At 66.8% G+C, this 15,511-nt stretch carries 15 protein-coding genes; 10 read left to right on the plus strand and 5 right to left on the minus strand.

Annotated elements, in window-relative coordinates:
* Nucleotides 1-8 precede the first annotated feature (8 nt).
* From R1Z03_RS08365 to typA, 7 genes are all read left to right on the plus strand, one after another.
* A complete protein-coding gene (locus R1Z03_RS08365) occupies nucleotides 9-389 on the plus strand; it encodes a thioredoxin family protein (protein WP_317358626.1) in 381 nt (126 codons plus the stop codon).
* A 252-nt stretch (nucleotides 390-641) separates the two neighbouring features.
* Complete coding sequence (gene rimP / locus R1Z03_RS08370; RefSeq protein ID WP_272568705.1) at nucleotides 642-1,232, plus strand: ribosome maturation factor RimP; 591 nt, start codon at nucleotides 642-644, stop codon at nucleotides 1,230-1,232.
* A gap of 76 nt (nucleotides 1,233-1,308) precedes the next feature.
* Nucleotides 1,309-2,793 carry a transcription termination factor NusA gene (nusA, locus tag R1Z03_RS08375; protein ID WP_272568708.1) on the plus strand — a complete coding sequence of 495 codons (1,485 nt, stop codon included), beginning with the start codon at nucleotides 1,309-1,311 and terminating at the stop codon, nucleotides 2,791-2,793.
* Between the two features lie 23 nt (nucleotides 2,794-2,816).
* Nucleotides 2,817-5,666 carry a translation initiation factor IF-2 gene (gene infB / locus R1Z03_RS08380; RefSeq protein ID WP_272568710.1) on the plus strand — a complete coding sequence of 950 codons (2,850 nt, stop codon included), beginning with the start codon at nucleotides 2,817-2,819 and terminating at the stop codon, nucleotides 5,664-5,666.
* Nucleotides 5,667-5,681: 15 nt separating this feature from the next.
* Nucleotides 5,682-6,053, plus strand: coding sequence for a 30S ribosome-binding factor RbfA (gene rbfA, locus R1Z03_RS08385; RefSeq protein ID WP_272568711.1), 372 nt, complete (start codon nucleotides 5,682-5,684; stop codon nucleotides 6,051-6,053).
* A gap of 89 nt (nucleotides 6,054-6,142) precedes the next feature.
* Nucleotides 6,143-7,132 (plus strand): tRNA pseudouridine(55) synthase TruB, encoded by a 990-nt coding sequence (truB, locus tag R1Z03_RS08390; RefSeq protein ID WP_317358634.1) that lies wholly within the window; start codon nucleotides 6,143-6,145, stop codon nucleotides 7,130-7,132.
* Nucleotides 7,129-8,949 (plus strand): translational GTPase TypA, encoded by a 1,821-nt coding sequence (gene typA, locus R1Z03_RS08395; RefSeq protein ID WP_272568713.1) that lies wholly within the window; start codon nucleotides 7,129-7,131, stop codon nucleotides 8,947-8,949. The genes truB and typA overlap by 4 nt, the downstream gene beginning before the upstream one ends.
* A 104-nt stretch (nucleotides 8,950-9,053) precedes the next feature.
* On the opposite strand, the gene R1Z03_RS08400 is transcribed toward typA, so the two are convergent.
* On the minus strand, nucleotides 9,054-10,814 hold the full coding sequence (locus tag R1Z03_RS08400) for an ABC transporter ATP-binding protein/permease (protein WP_317358638.1): 1,761 nt from the start codon (nucleotides 10,812-10,814) through the stop codon (nucleotides 9,054-9,056).
* Nucleotides 10,815-11,065: 251 nt separating this feature from the next.
* On the opposite strand from R1Z03_RS08400, the gene R1Z03_RS08405 reads away from it, so the two are divergent.
* Nucleotides 11,066-12,169, plus strand: a complete 1,104-nt coding sequence (locus R1Z03_RS08405) for an enoyl-CoA hydratase/isomerase family protein (RefSeq protein ID WP_317358641.1) — start codon at nucleotides 11,066-11,068, stop codon at nucleotides 12,167-12,169.
* A 9-nt stretch (nucleotides 12,170-12,178) separates the two neighbouring features.
* On the opposite strand, the gene R1Z03_RS08410 is transcribed toward R1Z03_RS08405, so the two are convergent.
* The 4 genes from R1Z03_RS08410 to smpB form a co-directional block, all read right to left on the minus strand.
* Nucleotides 12,179-13,003, minus strand: a complete 825-nt coding sequence (locus R1Z03_RS08410; RefSeq protein ID WP_317358644.1) for an anti-sigma factor — start codon at nucleotides 13,001-13,003, stop codon at nucleotides 12,179-12,181.
* Between the two features lie 7 nt (nucleotides 13,004-13,010).
* Nucleotides 13,011-13,526: a sigma-70 family RNA polymerase sigma factor gene (locus R1Z03_RS08415; protein WP_284430783.1), complete on the minus strand. Its 516-nt coding sequence runs from the start codon at nucleotides 13,524-13,526 to the stop codon at nucleotides 13,011-13,013.
* A gap of 27 nt (nucleotides 13,527-13,553) precedes the next feature.
* Nucleotides 13,554-13,937 carry a hypothetical protein gene (locus R1Z03_RS08420; RefSeq protein ID WP_317358648.1) on the minus strand — a complete coding sequence of 128 codons (384 nt, stop codon included), beginning with the start codon at nucleotides 13,935-13,937 and terminating at the stop codon, nucleotides 13,554-13,556.
* 100 nt (nucleotides 13,938-14,037) lie between these two features.
* Entirely contained in the window at nucleotides 14,038-14,511 is a 474-nt protein-coding gene (smpB, locus tag R1Z03_RS08425) for an SsrA-binding protein SmpB (RefSeq protein WP_272568719.1), read from the minus strand.
* Between the two features lie 140 nt (nucleotides 14,512-14,651).
* Between smpB and R1Z03_RS08430 the strand changes: the two genes are divergently transcribed.
* Together R1Z03_RS08430 and R1Z03_RS08435 are read left to right on the plus strand one after the other, a co-directional pair.
* Nucleotides 14,652-15,092, plus strand: a complete 441-nt coding sequence (locus R1Z03_RS08430; protein WP_272568720.1) for a type II toxin-antitoxin system RatA family toxin — start codon at nucleotides 14,652-14,654, stop codon at nucleotides 15,090-15,092.
* A complete protein-coding gene (locus R1Z03_RS08435; RefSeq protein ID WP_317358652.1) occupies nucleotides 15,085-15,441 on the plus strand; it encodes an RnfH family protein in 357 nt (118 codons plus the stop codon). Before R1Z03_RS08430 ends, R1Z03_RS08435 begins: the two co-directional genes overlap by 8 nt.
* Nucleotides 15,442-15,511 lie beyond the last annotated feature (70 nt).

A 15,511-nucleotide genomic window follows, 5' to 3' on the forward strand; every position in this document is an offset into this window, starting at 1 on the left:
TTTCTTCCATGCACGCACCGGCCGCCTCTCCCGACATATCCCTCTCAAGCGCGACCTCCGGCTGGTGGGTCGTCTGCCTGTGCGCCGGCTGGTGCGGTGCGTGCCGCGAATACCGGGCGGTGTTCGACACCGTGGCGCAAGCCCATCCGCAGGCCCGCTTCGTCTGGGTGGACATCGAAGACGAGGAAGACCTGGCCGGCGATCTGGACGTGGAAACCTTCCCGACCCTGCTCATCGCCGATCCAGCCGGCGCGCGCTTTCTCGGTCCGCTGCTGCCCCAGTCCGGGGTGCTTTCGCGGTTGCTCGACAGCCTGGCATCCCAGCCTCCGGCAGGGCGGGATCCGCAGGCCCAGGCGCTGATCGAACGGGTGCGCGCAGCCCGTGGATAGCGGAGAACCGCCGGGCTTTTCGCTCGCTCGCCGCAGGGTCGGCCGGTACGCCTGTGGCGCCAATGCAAATTGCATGCCGCCGCCTTTGCAAAGCGGCGCGCGACAGGCTACAATTGCATCTTCACGACCAAACGGGCGGGTACCTACCGCCCGTTTTTTTTGGCCGTTCGCTTTTGGAGCTCGAAGCTGCCCTGGAAGGTCCTAGGTGGTTATCGGGTTTTTTGTACTTCTGGATACTGAACAGAACAACACGTGGCATTGCAGCAGATCGTTGAACAAACCGTGACCGGGCTGGGCTATGACCTGGTGGAGATCGAGCGCTCCGCCGGCGGCCTGCTGCGCATCACCATCGATTTGCCCTGGCAGGCGCCCGTGGAGGGCGAGCCCGTGCTGCCCGAGCAGTTCGTCACCGTGGAAGACTGCGAAAAGGTCACGCGGCAACTGCAGTTCGCGCTGGAAGTGGATGGCGTCGAGTACAAGCGGCTGGAGATCTCCTCGCCCGGCATTGATCGCCCTCTGCGTCACGAGCAGGATTTCATCCGTTTCACCGGGCACATGGTGGACCTCACGCTCAAGGCGCCCATCGGCGAGGCTGGCGGCGGGCAGGTCAATGCCAACCGCAAGAAATTCCGCGGCACGCTGGAGCGTACCGAAGCCGGTGGATGGCAGGTCGTCTGGAGCGAGGAGCCGCCCGTGAAGCCTGGCCAGCGGGTCAGCAAGAAACGGGTACCGGCGCCGCTGCAAGCGCTGGGTTTCACGCTGGACGAACTGCGCGATGCGCGCCTGGCGTCCATCGTCGATTTCAAGGGGCGGGGATCCAAAGACGGGCCGGTCCAGGCCTGACACACCGAACGAATACAAAGGTTGGCGCGCGTGGCGCGGCGGCCTTCAAGAGATTGAAAAATAGGAGAGTCGTCGCATGAATCGCGAACTGTTGATGTTGGTCGAAGCCATTTCGCGTGAGAAGAACGTGGAGCGCGATGTGGTCTTTGGCGCCGTCGAATTGGCCCTTGCCCAGGCCACGAAGAAGCTGTACCAAGGCGAAGTGGACATCCGTGTCGCCATCGACCGTGACAGCGGCAACTACGAGACTTTCCGTCGCTGGCTCGTCGTGCCCGACGACGCCGGTCTGCAGAACCCCGAAGCCGAAGAGCTGCTGATGGATGCCCGCGAGCGCATCGCCGACATCGAAGTGGGTGAATTCATCGAAGAAGGCGTCGATTCCGTGCCGATCGGCCGCATCGGCGCCATGGCTGCCAAGCAGGTCATCCTGCAGAAGATCCGCGACGCCGAGCGCGAGATGCTGCTCAACGACTTCATGTCGCGCGGCGAAAAGATCTTCACCGGCACCGTCAAGCGCATGGACAAGGGCGACATCATCGTCGAGTCGGGCCGGGTGGAAGGCCGCCTGCGCCGCTCCGAGATGATCCCCAAGGAAAACCTTCGCAATGGCGACCGCGTGCGCGCCATGATCATGGAAGTGGACCTGACGCTGCGCGGCGCGCCCATCATCCTCTCGCGCTCGGCGCCCGAGTTCATGATCGAGCTGTTTCGCAACGAAGTGCCCGAGATCGAGCAGGGCCTGCTGGAGATCAAGAGCTGCGCGCGCGATGCCGGCAGCCGCGCCAAGATCGCGGTGCTGTCGCACGACAAGCGCGTCGATCCCATCGGCACCTGCGTGGGCGTGCGTGGCACGCGTGTCAACGCCGTCACCAACGAGCTGGCCGGCGAGCGGGTGGACATCGTGCTGTGGTCGGAAGACCCCGCCCAGTTCGTGATCGGCGCGCTGGCGCCGGCCAACGTGTCGTCCATCGTGGTGGACGAAGAGAAACACGCCATGGACGTGGTGGTGGACGAGGAAAACCTCGCCATCGCCATCGGCCGCGGCGGTCAGAATGTGCGCCTGGCTTCCGACCTGACGGGTTGGAAGATCAACATCATGGACGCGGCTGAAAGCGCGCAAAAGCAGGCCAACGAGACCGACACGGCCCGCAAGCTGTTCATGGAAAAGCTCGATGTGGACGAGGAAATCGCCAACATCCTGATCGAGGAAGGCTTCGCCAGCCTCGAAGAGGTGGCCTACGTGCCGCTGCAGGAAATGCTGGAGATCGAAAGCTTCGACGAAGAAACCGTGAACGAGCTGCGTGCCCGCGCCAAGGATGCGCTGCTCACCATGGAAATTGCCCGAGAGGAAAGCGTGGACGGCGTTTCGCAGAACCTGCGCGATCTCGAGGGCCTCACGCCCGAGTTGATCGGCAAGCTCGCCGAAGGCGGCGTGAACACCCGGGATGATCTGGCCGACTTAGGCCTTGACGAACTGACCGCCCTGACCGGCCAGTCTGAAGAAGATGCCAAAGCCTTGATCATGAAGGCGCGCGAACATTGGTTCGCGGGGCAAGAGTAGGTCAGGGGAGGTACGAACCAAATATGTCCAGTAACACAGTCGCCGAGTTCGCCACTGAACTCAAGAAATCGCCAGAAACCTTGCTCGACCAGCTCAAGTCTGCCGGGGTGGCCAAGGCCGCCCCGACCGATGCCTTGACCGAAACGGACAAGCAAAAGCTGCTGGCCTTCCTGCAGGCCAGCCACGGCACCGCCTCGGCCGATCGCAAGAAGATCACCTTGACGAAAAAATCCACCAGCGAGATCAAGCAGGCCGATGCCACCGGCAAGGCGCGCACGATCCAGGTGGAAGTGCGCAAGAAGCGCACTTTCATCAAGCGCGACGAAGGGGGCGAGGGCGCCTCCGACGCCGGCTCCGACGAGGCTGCCGAAGCCGCGGAAACCGTGATGTCTCCGGAATCGCAGGACCTCGTGCGCCGCGAAGAGGAAGCGCGTCGCCAGGCCGAGCTGATCGGCCACCAGGAAGCCGAGCTGAACGAAAAGCGCCGCGAGCGGGAAGCCCGCGAACAGCGCGAGCGCGAAGCCGAAGAGCGTGCCGCTGCCTACGCCGCGCAGGAGCAAAGCCGCAAGGCCCAGATGCAGGCGGAAAAGCAGGAGGCCTCACGCGAGCAGGCGGCGGAAGCCAGTGCACGCCAGGCCGCTCAGGCTGAAGCCCGCGCCAAGGCCGAAGAGGAATCCAAGGCCCGTGCGGCCGAGGAAACCGCGCGCGCCGTCGATCTGGACGAACGCCGCCGCAAGGCCCTGGCCGAAGCCGAGGCGATCCGCGCCATGATGGCCGCACCCAAGAAGGTGCTCGTGGCCAAGAAGCCCGAGGAGCCCAAGCCGGCTCCCGCGGCCGCCAAGCCCGCCGGTGCCGATGCCAAGAAGGGCACGCTGCACAAGCCGGCCGCTGCGCCGGGTGCCCGTGCACCGGCCGCGCCCGCCGGCGGCAACAAGGAGGTCAAGTCCGCCAAGCTGTCGTCCAGCTGGGCCGGCGATCCTGCCAAGAAGAAGGAAATCAAGACGCGCGGCGACAGCAGTGGCGGCGTGGGTCGCAACAACTGGCGCGGGGGTCCCCGTGGCCGCCGCAACGAGCGCGACGACCACCATCACCAGCAATCGGCTCCGGTGGAAGCCCGCATCATCGAAGTGCACGTGCCCGAAACCATCACGGTGTCCGAGCTCGCGCACAAGATGTCGATCAAGGCGTCCGAAGTCATCAAGGCGCTGATGAAGATGGGCCAGATGGTCACCATCAACCAGCCGCTGGACCAGGACACCGCCATGATCGTGGTGGAAGAAATGGGCCACAAGGCCGTGGTGGCGGCGCTGGACGATCCGGAAGCCTTCACCAACGACGACGTGGCGGGTGCCCAGGCCGAATCGGTCTGGCGCGCTCCGGTGGTCACCGTCATGGGCCACGTGGACCACGGCAAGACCTCGCTGCTGGATTACATCCGCCGTGCCAAGGTGGCCGCGGGCGAAGCCGGCGGCATCACGCAGCACATCGGTGCCTACCACGTGGAAACGCCGCGCGGCATGATCTCGTTCCTGGACACCCCGGGCCACGAGGCATTCACCGCCATGCGGGCCCGCGGTGCGCAGGCCACCGACATCGTCATCCTGGTGGTGGCGGCCGACGACGGCGTCATGCCGCAGACCAAGGAAGCCATCAAGCACGCGAAGGCGGCCGGTGTGCCCATGGTGGTCGCGATCACCAAGTCCGACAAGCCCGATGCCAACCCCGACCGCGTCAAGCAGGAACTGGTGGCCGAGCAGGTCGTGCCCGAAGAGTACGGCGGCGATTCGCCTTTCGTGCCCGTGTCCTCCAAGACCGGCATGGGCATCGACGACCTGCTGGAGCAGGTGCTGCTGCAGGCCGAAGTGCTGGAACTGCGTGCCCCGGTCGATGCGATGGCCAAGGGCCTCGTGATCGAAGCCGAGCTGGACAAGGGTCGCGGCCCCGTGGCCACGGTGCTGGTGCAGTCCGGTACGCTGAAGGTCGGCGATGTGGTGCTGGCAGGCCAGACCTACGGCCGCGTGCGCGCCATGCTGGACGAAAACGGCAAGGTCGCCAAATCGGCCGGCCCGTCGATCCCGGTGGAAATCCAGGGTCTGACGGAAGTGCCGCAGGCCGGCGACGAATTCATGGTGCTGGGCGACGAACGCCGGGCCCGCGAAATCGCCACCTACCGCGCCGGCAAGTTCCGCAACACCAAGCTGGCCAAGCAGCAAGCCGCCAAGCTGGAGAACATGTTCGCCGACATGACGGCGGGCGAGGTCAAGTACCTGCCCATCATCGTCAAGGCCGACGTGCAGGGTTCGCAGGAAGCGCTGTCGCAGTCGCTGCTCAAGCTGTCCACGGACGAGATCAAGGTCCAGCTCGTGTATGCGGGCGTGGGCGGTATCAGCGAGTCCGACATCAACCTGGCGATCGCCTCCAAGGCCATCGTGATCGGCTTCAACGTGCGTGCCGATGCTGGCGCGCGCAAGACGGCTGAGAGCAACGGCGTCGACCTGCACTACTACAGCATCATCTATGACGCCGTGGACGAGTTGAAGGTCGCCATGTCCGGCATGCTGGCCCCCGAGCAGCGCGAGGAAGTCATCGGCACGGCCGAGATCCGCACGGTGTTCGTGGCCACGAAGATCGGCACGATTGCCGGTTCGTATATCACCTCGGGCATGGTCCATCGCAACGCACGCTTCCGCCTGCTGCGCGACAACGTGGTGGTCTACACGGGCGAAGTCGACTCGGTCAAGCGCCTCAAGGACGATGTCAAGGAAGTCAAGGAAGGCTTCGAGTGCGGTATCAAGCTCAAGAACTACAACGACATCAAGGAAGGTGATCAGCTGGAGTTCTTCGACATCAAGGAAATCGCGCGGACGCTGTAAGGCCCGAGGCTCGACATGGCTGCGAAGAAATCCTCCACCCCCAACCGCGGCTTCAAGGTCGCCGATCAGATCCAGCGCGATCTGACGGAGCTGATCGCGCGCGAATTGAAAGATCCGCGCGTGGGCATGGTGACGCTGCAGGCCGTGGAGGTGACTCCCGACTACGCGCATGCCAAGGTCTTCTTCAGCGTGCTGATCGGTGACCCCGAAGCCACGCAGGTGGCGCTGAACCAGGCCGCGGGCTTCCTGCGCAACGGCCTGTTCAAGCGCCTGCACATCCACACCGTGCCCACGCTGCACTTCGTGTTCGACCGCACCACCGAGCGTGCGGCCGACATGAACGCCTTGATCGCCAAGGCGGTTTCTTCGCGCGCCCAAGAAGACTGAGCATGCATACCGACGGGCCGCCCCAGGGAGCGAGTGCCCCCTTGGGGGGCAGCGATTTGCACGCAGCGAACGGGCCGCGTGGCGGTGCGGTGCGCGCGCCTCGCACCCGCATCCAGCGGCGTCCGGTGCATGGCGTGCTGCTGCTCGACAAACCGCTGGGCCTGTCGAGCAACGATGCCCTGCAGAAGGCCAAGTGGCTGCTGCGGGCCGAGAAGGCGGGCCACACCGGTACGCTCGATCCCCTCGCGACGGGCGTGCTGCCGCTGTGCTTCGGCGCGGCGACCAAGTTCAGCCAGCTGCAGCTGGACGCTCCCAAGACCTACGAGGCCATCGCCCTGCTGGGGACGACCACCACCACCGGCGACGCCGAGGGCGAGGTGCTGGCGCAGCGCGAGGTTGATCCGGCGCAGCTCACGCCCGAGCGCCTGGCCGAGGTGCAACGCCAGTTCACGGGACCGATCCGCCAGGTGCCGCCCATGCACAGCGCGCTCAAGAAAGACGGCAAGGCGCTGTACGAGTACGCACGCGCCGGCATTGCCGTGGAGCGCGAGGCGCGCGCCGTGGTCATCCATGCATTGAAACTGGCTCCAGTGCAAGAAACACTAGGGCGTTATGCTATCAAAATAATAGTGACCTGCAGCAAGGGCACCTACATCCGCACGCTGGGCGAGGACATCGGTGCCGCGCTCGGTTGCGGCGCGCACCTCACGTTCCTGCGGCGCATCGACACCGGCGGGCTGGGCGTGGAGCGCTGCGTCACACTGGCCGCGCTGGAGGCGATGGACGAGGGTGAGCGCATGGCCTGCGTGCACCCCGCCGAGATCCTGCTGGCACAGCATGTGCGTGTCACGCTGGACAGCGAGAATGCCGGGCGGTTCCTGTCCGGTGTGCGCCGCCGCGGCCCCTGGCCCGATGCGCCCGCGGTCGCGGTCTTCGGAGACGATCCCCATGCCCTGCTGGGCGTGGGCCACACCACTGCGGGTGAACTGGTGCCCGACCGGCTCCTGAGCCCCTTGGAAATTCAACAGATTCTAGAAAGCACGCCGCAGGTAGAGCGCGGCATATTGGAAGCACTATGAGCAAACAAATCCGCAATATCGCCATCATCGCGCACGTTGACCACGGCAAAACCACCATGGTCGACCAGCTGCTGCGCCAGTCCGGCACCTTCGCCGACCACGAAAAGGTCGTCGATACCGTGATGGACAACAACGCCATCGAAAAAGAGCGGGGCATCACCATCCTGGCCAAGAACTGCGCCGTGAGCTGGGAAGGCACGCACATCAACATCGTCGACACCCCGGGCCACGCGGACTTCGGCGGCGAAGTGGAACGTGCCCTGTCCATGGTAGACAGCGTGGTGCTGCTGATCGACGCGCAAGAAGGGCCCATGCCCCAGACGCGTTTCGTGACCAAGAAGGCCCTGGCCCTGGGCCTGCGCCCGATCCTGGTCGTGAACAAGGTGGACAAGCCCGGTGCCAACCCCGACAAGGTGGTGAACGCCGCGTTCGACCTGTTCGACAAGCTGGGCGCGACCGACGAGCAACTCGACTTCCCCGTGGTGTATGCCTCGGGCATCAATGGCTGGTCTTCGCTGGAAGAAGGCGCTCCCGGTGAGCAGTGGGGCCCCGACATGTCGGCCCTGTTCAACACCATCCTCAAGCACGTGCCGCCGAACTCGGGTGACCCGACCGCTCCGCTGCAGCTGCAGATCTCGGCGCTCGATTTCTCCACCTTCGTGGGCCGCATCGGCGTGGGCCGCATCAGCCAGGGCACCGTGAAGCCCGGCCAGGACGTGCTGGTGATGGAAGGCCCCGAGGGCAAGAGCGTCAAGGGCCGCATCAACCAGGTGCTGACCTTCCAGGGCCTGGACCGCATGCAGACGCCCCTGGCCGGCCCGGGCGACATCGTGCTGATCAACGGCATCGAGGACATCGGCATCGGCGTGACCGTGACCGACCCCTCCAATCCCGCACCGCTGCCCATGCTCAAGGTGGACGAACCCACGCTGACCATGAACTTCTGCGTGAACACCTCGCCCCTGGCCGGCCGCGAAGGCAAGTTCGTGACCAGCCGCCAGATCTGGGACCGCCTGCAAAAGGAACTGCAGCACAACGTGGCCCTGCGCGTGAAGGAAACCGACGAAGAAGGCATCTTCGAGGTGATGGGCCGTGGCGAACTGCACTTGACCATCCTGCTGGAAAACATGCGCCGCGAAGGCTATGAGCTGGCCGTGTCCAAGCCGCGCGTGGTGTTCCGCGACATCAACGGCGAAAAGCACGAGCCGATCGAGCTGGTGACGGCCGACATCGAAGAAACCCACCAGGGCGGCGTAATGCAGGCCCTGGGCGAGCGCAAGGGCGAACTGGTGAACATGGAGTCGGACGGCCGTGGCCGCGTGCGCCTGGAGTACCGCATTCCGGCCCGTGGCCTGATCGGTTTCACCAACGAATTCCTGAACCTGACGCGCGGCTCGGGCCTGATCTCCAACATCTTCGACAGCTACGAACCGCACAAGGGCGCCATCGGCGGCCGCAAGAACGGCGTGCTGATCTCCATGGACGACGGTGAAATCTTCACCTACGCCCTGGGCAAGCTGGACGACCGCGGCCGCATGTTCGTGAAGGCGAACGACCCGGTGTACGAAGGCATGATCGTCGGCATCCATAGCCGCGACAACGACCTGATCGTGAACGCCACGCGCACCAAGCAGCTGACCAACTTCCGCGTCTCCGGCAAGGAAGACGCGATCAAGATCACGCCCCCGATCGACCTCACGCTGGAATACGGCGTGGAGTTCATCGAGGACGACGAACTGGTCGAGATCACGCCCAAGAGCGTGCGCCTGCGCAAGCGCTTCCTGACGGAAAACGAGCGCAAGCGCGCCGGCCGCTGACCGATGAGTGTGAGGGGGATTCGATCCCCTTCGCTGGCTTCGAGAAAGGCACCGCAAGGTGCCTTTTTCTTTTTCTCGTTGCCCTTCCTGCGGTGCCCCAGGGCTCAGGCAGGCAGGGCGGTCTCCCCGGCTGGGGCGCCCTGCCCGGGCAGGGTGGAGGTGGCGATCGCCTGCGGTGCGTGGCTCGGCGCCAGCACGCATTCGCGCGCATGGAAGTCGGCCAGCGCGTCCCGGTGGCCCACGCTGATGACCGTGGAGGCAGGCAGGCGCTCGGCCAGCAGCGTGTAGAGCATGCGCTCGGCCGCCGGGTCCAGCGCGCTGGTGGCCTCGTCCAGCAGCACCCATTCGGGTTGCTGCAGCAGCACGCGCGCGAAGGCCAGGCGCTGCTGCTCGCCGGGCGACAGGCGCTGGGCCCAGGGCGCCACCTCGCCGAGCAGGCCGCTGAACGGTGCGAGCCCCACCGCCTGCAGTGCCTCGCGCACCTGCGCTTCGGGGTGTTCGCCGGCCGTGTCCGGGTAGGCGAGCGCATCGGCCAGGCTTCCCATCGGCAGGTAGCTGCGCTGCGGCACGAAGAGCATCCGCGCGCGCGGCCGCTCGATGGTGCCGCTGCCGAAGTCCCACAGGCCGGCCAGCGCGCGCAGCAGGGTGCTCTTGCCCGTTCCGGAGGGGCCCCGCAGCAGCCAGCGCTCGCCGGGTGCGATGCGCAGGTCGGGCACGCGAAGCAGCGTGGCGCCGCCGGGCAGGGCCAGTTGCAGGCCGTGCGTCGCCAGCACGGAGCCGTCCCCGGCTCGCCACTGGATTCCTTCGGACGGCGTGGCAGGCACGGTGGCGAGCACGTCGCGCAGCTCGGCCAGCCGGTTCACCGTGGCGCGCCATTCCGCCAGCGTGCCGTAGCTGTTGATGAACCAGGACATCGCTCCGCTCACCGTGTCGAAGGCCCGGCTGATCTGCATCAGCACCCCGAAGCTGTAGGCGCCCGCGAAGTACCGCGGCGCCGCCAGCGCGAGCGGCAGTACCACGGCCACCTGCGCGTACAGCGAGTTCACCAGCGTGAGGCGCTTGGTGTAGCGCATCACCATCCGCCAGTTGTCCTGGATGCGGCCGAACAGGGTGGCGGACTGGGCGGCTTCGGCCCGTGCGCCGTCGTACAGCGCAATGGGTTCCGCGTTTTCGCGCACCCGCACCAGGCCGAAGCGGAAGTGCGCCTCCACCTGCTGCTGGCGGTAGTTCACGGCCACGAGGCGGTGGCCGAAGGCCTGCATGGCGACCGAGCCCACCAGGGCATAGGCCGCAGCGGCCCAGACCATGTAGCCCGGAATGGTGGCGCTGTAGCCCGCCACATGCACCAGCAGCGGCCCGCCCACCGACCAGAGGATGACAACGAATGAACCGAGGGTGACTACCGTGGACAGCAGGTCCAGCGTCAGCGCGAGGGTGGTGGTCGCCAGGCTGCTCAGGTCATCGGCGATGCGCTGGTCCGGGTTGTCGGCCAGCCGGTCGCGCTCGATGCGGTAGAACGCGTTGCCGTGCAGCCACCGCTGCAGGTAGTCGGTCGTGAGCCACCGGCGCCAGCGAAAGCCCAGCATCTGCTTGAAGTACAGCGCATACACGGCCAGGACGATGTAGGCCAGCGCCAGCCCGGTGAACAGCAGCAGCAGGGGGCCGAAACGGGCAGTGTCCCGCGCCTCCAGGGCGTTGAAGAAGTCCGCGCTCCAGGCGTTGATGCGCACGTTGATGTACACGATGCCCAGGTTCATCGCCACGATCAATGCCAGCAGGCCCCGCGCGGGCCAGCGCTCCTGCGAGAACCAGTAGGGGCGGATCAGTGACCAGGCGGACGTCTTGGCAAGCGGGGGATGGGGCATCGAGGGCGCGATCGTTGTGGGGGGATGGCCAGTGTGCCGCGCGCGCCGGGCGGCTGGCTTAGCCGGGCCTTAAACGCGCTCCCGTGGGTCGCTGCGTGCGCTGTGGCGTGCGCTGCTGCGTGCGTGAGGCCGGCACCTGTCCACCGCCTGACATTCGCTGAGCGTCACAGGCCCTAAGATTCTGCCCGGGCCGGCCGCCAACATGCGAGCGGGCCTTTCAGACCGTGAACCGATTGAAAAAAGGAACAGCGATGACGGAGACGACGACGGCAGCGGCCGCAGAGGTGTTGGCCCAGGTGCGCGGGCAGGTGGGGTTCATCACCCTCAACCGCCCCCGGGCACTGAATGCGCTGTCGCTGGGCATGGTGCGCGCGCTCATGGAGACCCTGCTGGCCTGGCAGGACGACAAGCGCATCCTGGCGGTGGCCATTCGCGGCAGCAACAAGGAAGGCCCGTTCGGCGCCTTCTGCGCGGGCGGCGACATCCGCTTTCTGCACCAGGCGGGCAGCCAGGGCGATCCGAGGCTGGAGGATTTCTTCACCGAGGAATACGCGCTCAACCACCTGATCCACCACTACGGCAAGCCCTACATCGCGTTCATGGACGGCATCGTGATGGGCGGCGGCATGGGCATCAGCCAGGGGGCCAGCCTGCGCATCGTGACCGAGCGCACGAAGATGGCCATGCCCGAGACGGCCATCGGCCTGTTTCCGGACGTGGGGGGCGGCTACTTCCTGTCGCGTTGCCCGGGACACGCCGGCGAATGGCTGGGCCTGACGGGGGACACCATCGGCGCGGGCGATGCGGTGGCGCTGGGCCTGGCCGACGGATGCCTGCCGTCCGATCGGCAGGCGGCGGTCTGGGATGCGCTGGGCACGGAGTCCTTCACCGACGCAGCGGCGTTGCAGGCATCGATTGCTACTAAATTTGTAGCACAAGAGGCAATGAGTACTAGGGCATCAGCCGAAATCGATCGATATTTCGCGTTGGACAGCGTCCAGGCCATCATGGCGGCCCTGGAGGCCGCCGGCACCGACTGGGCCCGCACCACGGCAGCCACCTTGCGCAAACGCTCTCCGCTCATGTTGCACGTGGTGCTGGAGCAGATCCGCCGCGCCCGCGGCATGGACCTGGCCGCCGATCTGCGCATGGAGCGCGACATGGTGCGCCACTGCTTTTTCCTGCGCCCCGGCCAGAGCGAAACGGTCGAAGGCATCCGGGCCCTGGCGGTGGACAAGGACCACACGCCGCGCTGGAGCCCGGCGCGCATCGAGGACGTGACGCCGGAGATGGTGGCACCGTTCTTCGAGAGCCCGTGGCCGGCCCATGCCCACCCGCTGGCCGCGCTGCGCTGAGCGCGGCCATCACAACTGCGGATGCACCGCCGTCGCCAGCCCCAGCAGGGCGGCGCGCGGCAGGGCGCCGCTGAGCGCATAGCCGAAGCCGCCATCCATCCAGTAAAAGCAGGGCACCGGGCCGTCCGCATCGAAGCGGAAAGCCGTGTCGGCGGCGCCGGGCTGGCCCGCCGCCAAGGCGCCGAGGTACAGGGTGACGCGCTCTCCGGCGGCGTTCTGGTACATGAACTGGGCCCGCGCGCCCGTGTCTCCCGGCAGCAGCCGCCCGCCCACCAGCTCGTACCCCTGGGCCGCCAGCACGGGAATCCTGAGCGGCCGCCCGAGCCGCTTGGACAGCCACTGCACCAGATGCTCCTGCTGTGCGGCGGCCACCTCCACGGGGTGCCGCTGCTCCGGCTGGTACACCGCGTGCGCCACGGTGGCCTGTTGCGCGAATCGGCGGGCGACGGCAGGTGCGGCATCGGCCATGCGGCCGGCGGCCTGGCCGCGGTGGTCGGTGGGCCATTGCCCGTGCACGGTCCAGCCCAGGCCGAAGGCGAGGAGCAGCGAGGCGGCCATGCCGCCCAGGCGCCACCAGCGGGCCTTGCGCTCGCGCACGGCCTCCAGGCGGCCGGCCGCGCGGCGCAGGCTGTCCGGCACCGGGGCCGCATCCCAGGCGGCGTGCAGGGCCTGCAATTGCGCGCGCTGGGCCTGCCAGGCCGCTGCGGTGGCCTGGGTCTCGGCATCGCGGGCGAGGCGGGCGCGCAGGGCCTCGGCCTGCGCGGCCGAAAGCCGCCCGTCGGTCAGGGCGTGCAATGCGTCCTCGGAAATGGGGGGGTCGTCGTGGGAGGCCATGGGGTCCTCACTTCATGCGGCGCAGCGCGGGCGGGGCGTCACCGGGCGCCGGGCGCGCTGCGGCGGGCGCGTGCATCAGTTCGCGCAGCCGTGCCCGCGCGCGGGACAGGCGCGACATCACCGTGCCGACGGGGATCTGCAGCACGCGGGCCGTCTGCGCGTAGTCCATGTCTTCGAGCGTGACCAGCAGCAGCACCGCGCGCTGGTCGGAGGGCAGGCGCTGCAGGCAGCGATCGAGGTCGATGGCGTCGTCCGATGCGGGCGCCGGGGCCTGCAGGCTGTCCTGCACGGCCTCGATGTCCAGCAGCGGCAGGGCCGAAGCCGAGCGCTGCTGGTTCAGGTACAGGTGGTGCATCAGGGTGAAGAGCCACGCCCGCAGATCGCTGCCCGACCGCCAGAGCAGCCACTTGCGGCACGCGCGCTCCAGGGTGTCCTGCACCAGATCGTCCGCGGCCCAGGCATTGCCGGTCAGGGCCCGCGCATAGCGGCGCAGGCTGGGCAGGTGCTCGACGATCCGGTCCATGGGGGCGGGCGCTGGGCCGGTCCCGGATCAGGGTTTGGCGGTGTGCCAGACCTGGTTGACGCCGTCGCCGGTGCGATCGCCTGGCTTGGCGTCCTTGGCCCAGTAGTACAGCGGCTTGCCCTTGTAGGCCAGCTGGCTGCTGCCGTCATCGCGGCGCACCACGCTGTAGTCGCCGGTCGGGGTGGCATTGCCGGCCATCAGCGGCGGCCAGTTGGTGGCGCAGGGGCCGTTGCAGACCGATTTGCCGCTGCCCGTCGCATCGCGGTCGAAGGTGTAGAGGGTCATGCCGTTGGGGCCGGTCAGTGCGCCGTCCTTGGCCTGGACGCCAGCCGGCGCCGTCATCATGGAAGAGCAGCCGGCCAGCGCCAGTGCAAAGGCGGCGGTGGCCACGGCGGAAGCGATACGGATCATGGGTGTCTCCAGTCGATCTGGTGCGGGCGACGCGAAATGCGGCCCTGCACCTGGATGAACACCGAAGGATGCGCTTTTATTCCCTGCGCCGCCGAAAAAATTACCGGTGGCGGCTTTTCATCGCGCGCTCGACCTCGCGCTTGCCTTCGCGGTCCTTGATGGTGTCGCGCTTGTCGTGCTCCGCCTTGCCCTTGGCCAGCGCGAAATCGCACTTCACCAGGCCATCCTTCCAGTGCAGGTTGAGCGGCACCAGCGTGTACCCCTTTTGCTCGACCTTGTTGATCAAGCGATCGATCTCCTGCCGGTGCAGCAGCAGTTTCTTGGTGCGCGCCGCCTCGGGGCTGACGTGGGTCGAGGCAGTCTTGAGGGCGTTGATCTGGCAGCCGATCAGGAACAACTCGCCTTCGCGGATCACGACGTAGCCGTCGGTCAGTTGCACCTTGCCTTCGCGCAGTGCCTTGACCTCCCAGCCATGCAGCACCATGCCGGCTTCGTAGCGTTCCTCGAAGAAGTAGTTGTAGGCTGCCTTTTTGTTGTCGGCGATGCGGGACTGTGTTTCGGGTTTTTTGGCCATGGGTTATAGGTGCGGCGCAAACCGGGAGATGAAAGCCCTCCCTACAATCGTTGTCGTCTCGCTTCCAAGATTTTAGGCCCACGCGCTCCAGGCCCTCCGTAGGGCATCCGGCCCTTTGCCCATGGCGCCTTGCTTCATCCATGAAAAACGTCAACAAGTCCGTCCTGATCTGGTACAGCCCCGAGGAAATGTTCGCCCTCGTCACCGATGTGGCCAAGTACCCGGAGTTTCTGCCCTGGTGCGACCACGCGGCCGTGCTGGACCAGGACGCACAAGGCATGACGGCCGAGGTCGGCATCGCGCTGGGCGGGCTGCGCAAGACATTCGTCACGCGCAACACGCAGGAGGCCGGGCGCCGCGTTCAGATGCGCCTGGTCAAGGGGCCATTTTCGCAACTGGACGGCGACTGGGTTTTCCATCCCGTGGGAGACGGCTCGCAGCGCGCCTGCAAGGTCGAGTTGACGCTGAACTACGGTTTCGACAGCGTGGCGCTGGCGGCCTTGGTCGGGCCGGTTTTCGATCGCATTGCCGGCACGATGGTGGATGCGTTCATCCAGCGCGCCGAGCAGGTGTATGGCTGACAGGCCGGACACATCCGCTGCTGGGGCGGCGGTGGAGTGGCTGACGGTGACGGTGGTGCACTCCTCGGCACCCCGATCGACCGTGGAGCGGGTCTTGCCGTTGCCCAGGGGGGCCACCCTGGCCGATGCATTGAAGGCCTGCGGGCTGGCTGCGGGCGACAGCGCCTGCGGCGTATGGGGCAGGGCGGCGGCGCCCGACCAGGTTTTGCAGGACGGGGACCGGGTGGAGCTGTACCGGCCTTTGGTGGTGGACCCCAAGGTGGCGCGGCGCGAGCGTTTTGCCCGCCAGGGGGCCCGGTCCACCGGCCTGTTCGCGCAGCGCCGACCGGGTGCAAAGGCCGGCTATTGAGGGCTGGCGGGCACGGGGGTATTTGAGATGCCCTTGCGGGTGGTCATCCAGTGACCGTGCCGGGTTCTGC

It is taken from the genome of Acidovorax sp. BLS4, from assembly GCF_032929295.1.
In the GTDB taxonomy this organism is placed as follows: domain Bacteria; phylum Pseudomonadota; class Gammaproteobacteria; order Burkholderiales; family Burkholderiaceae_C; genus Paracidovorax.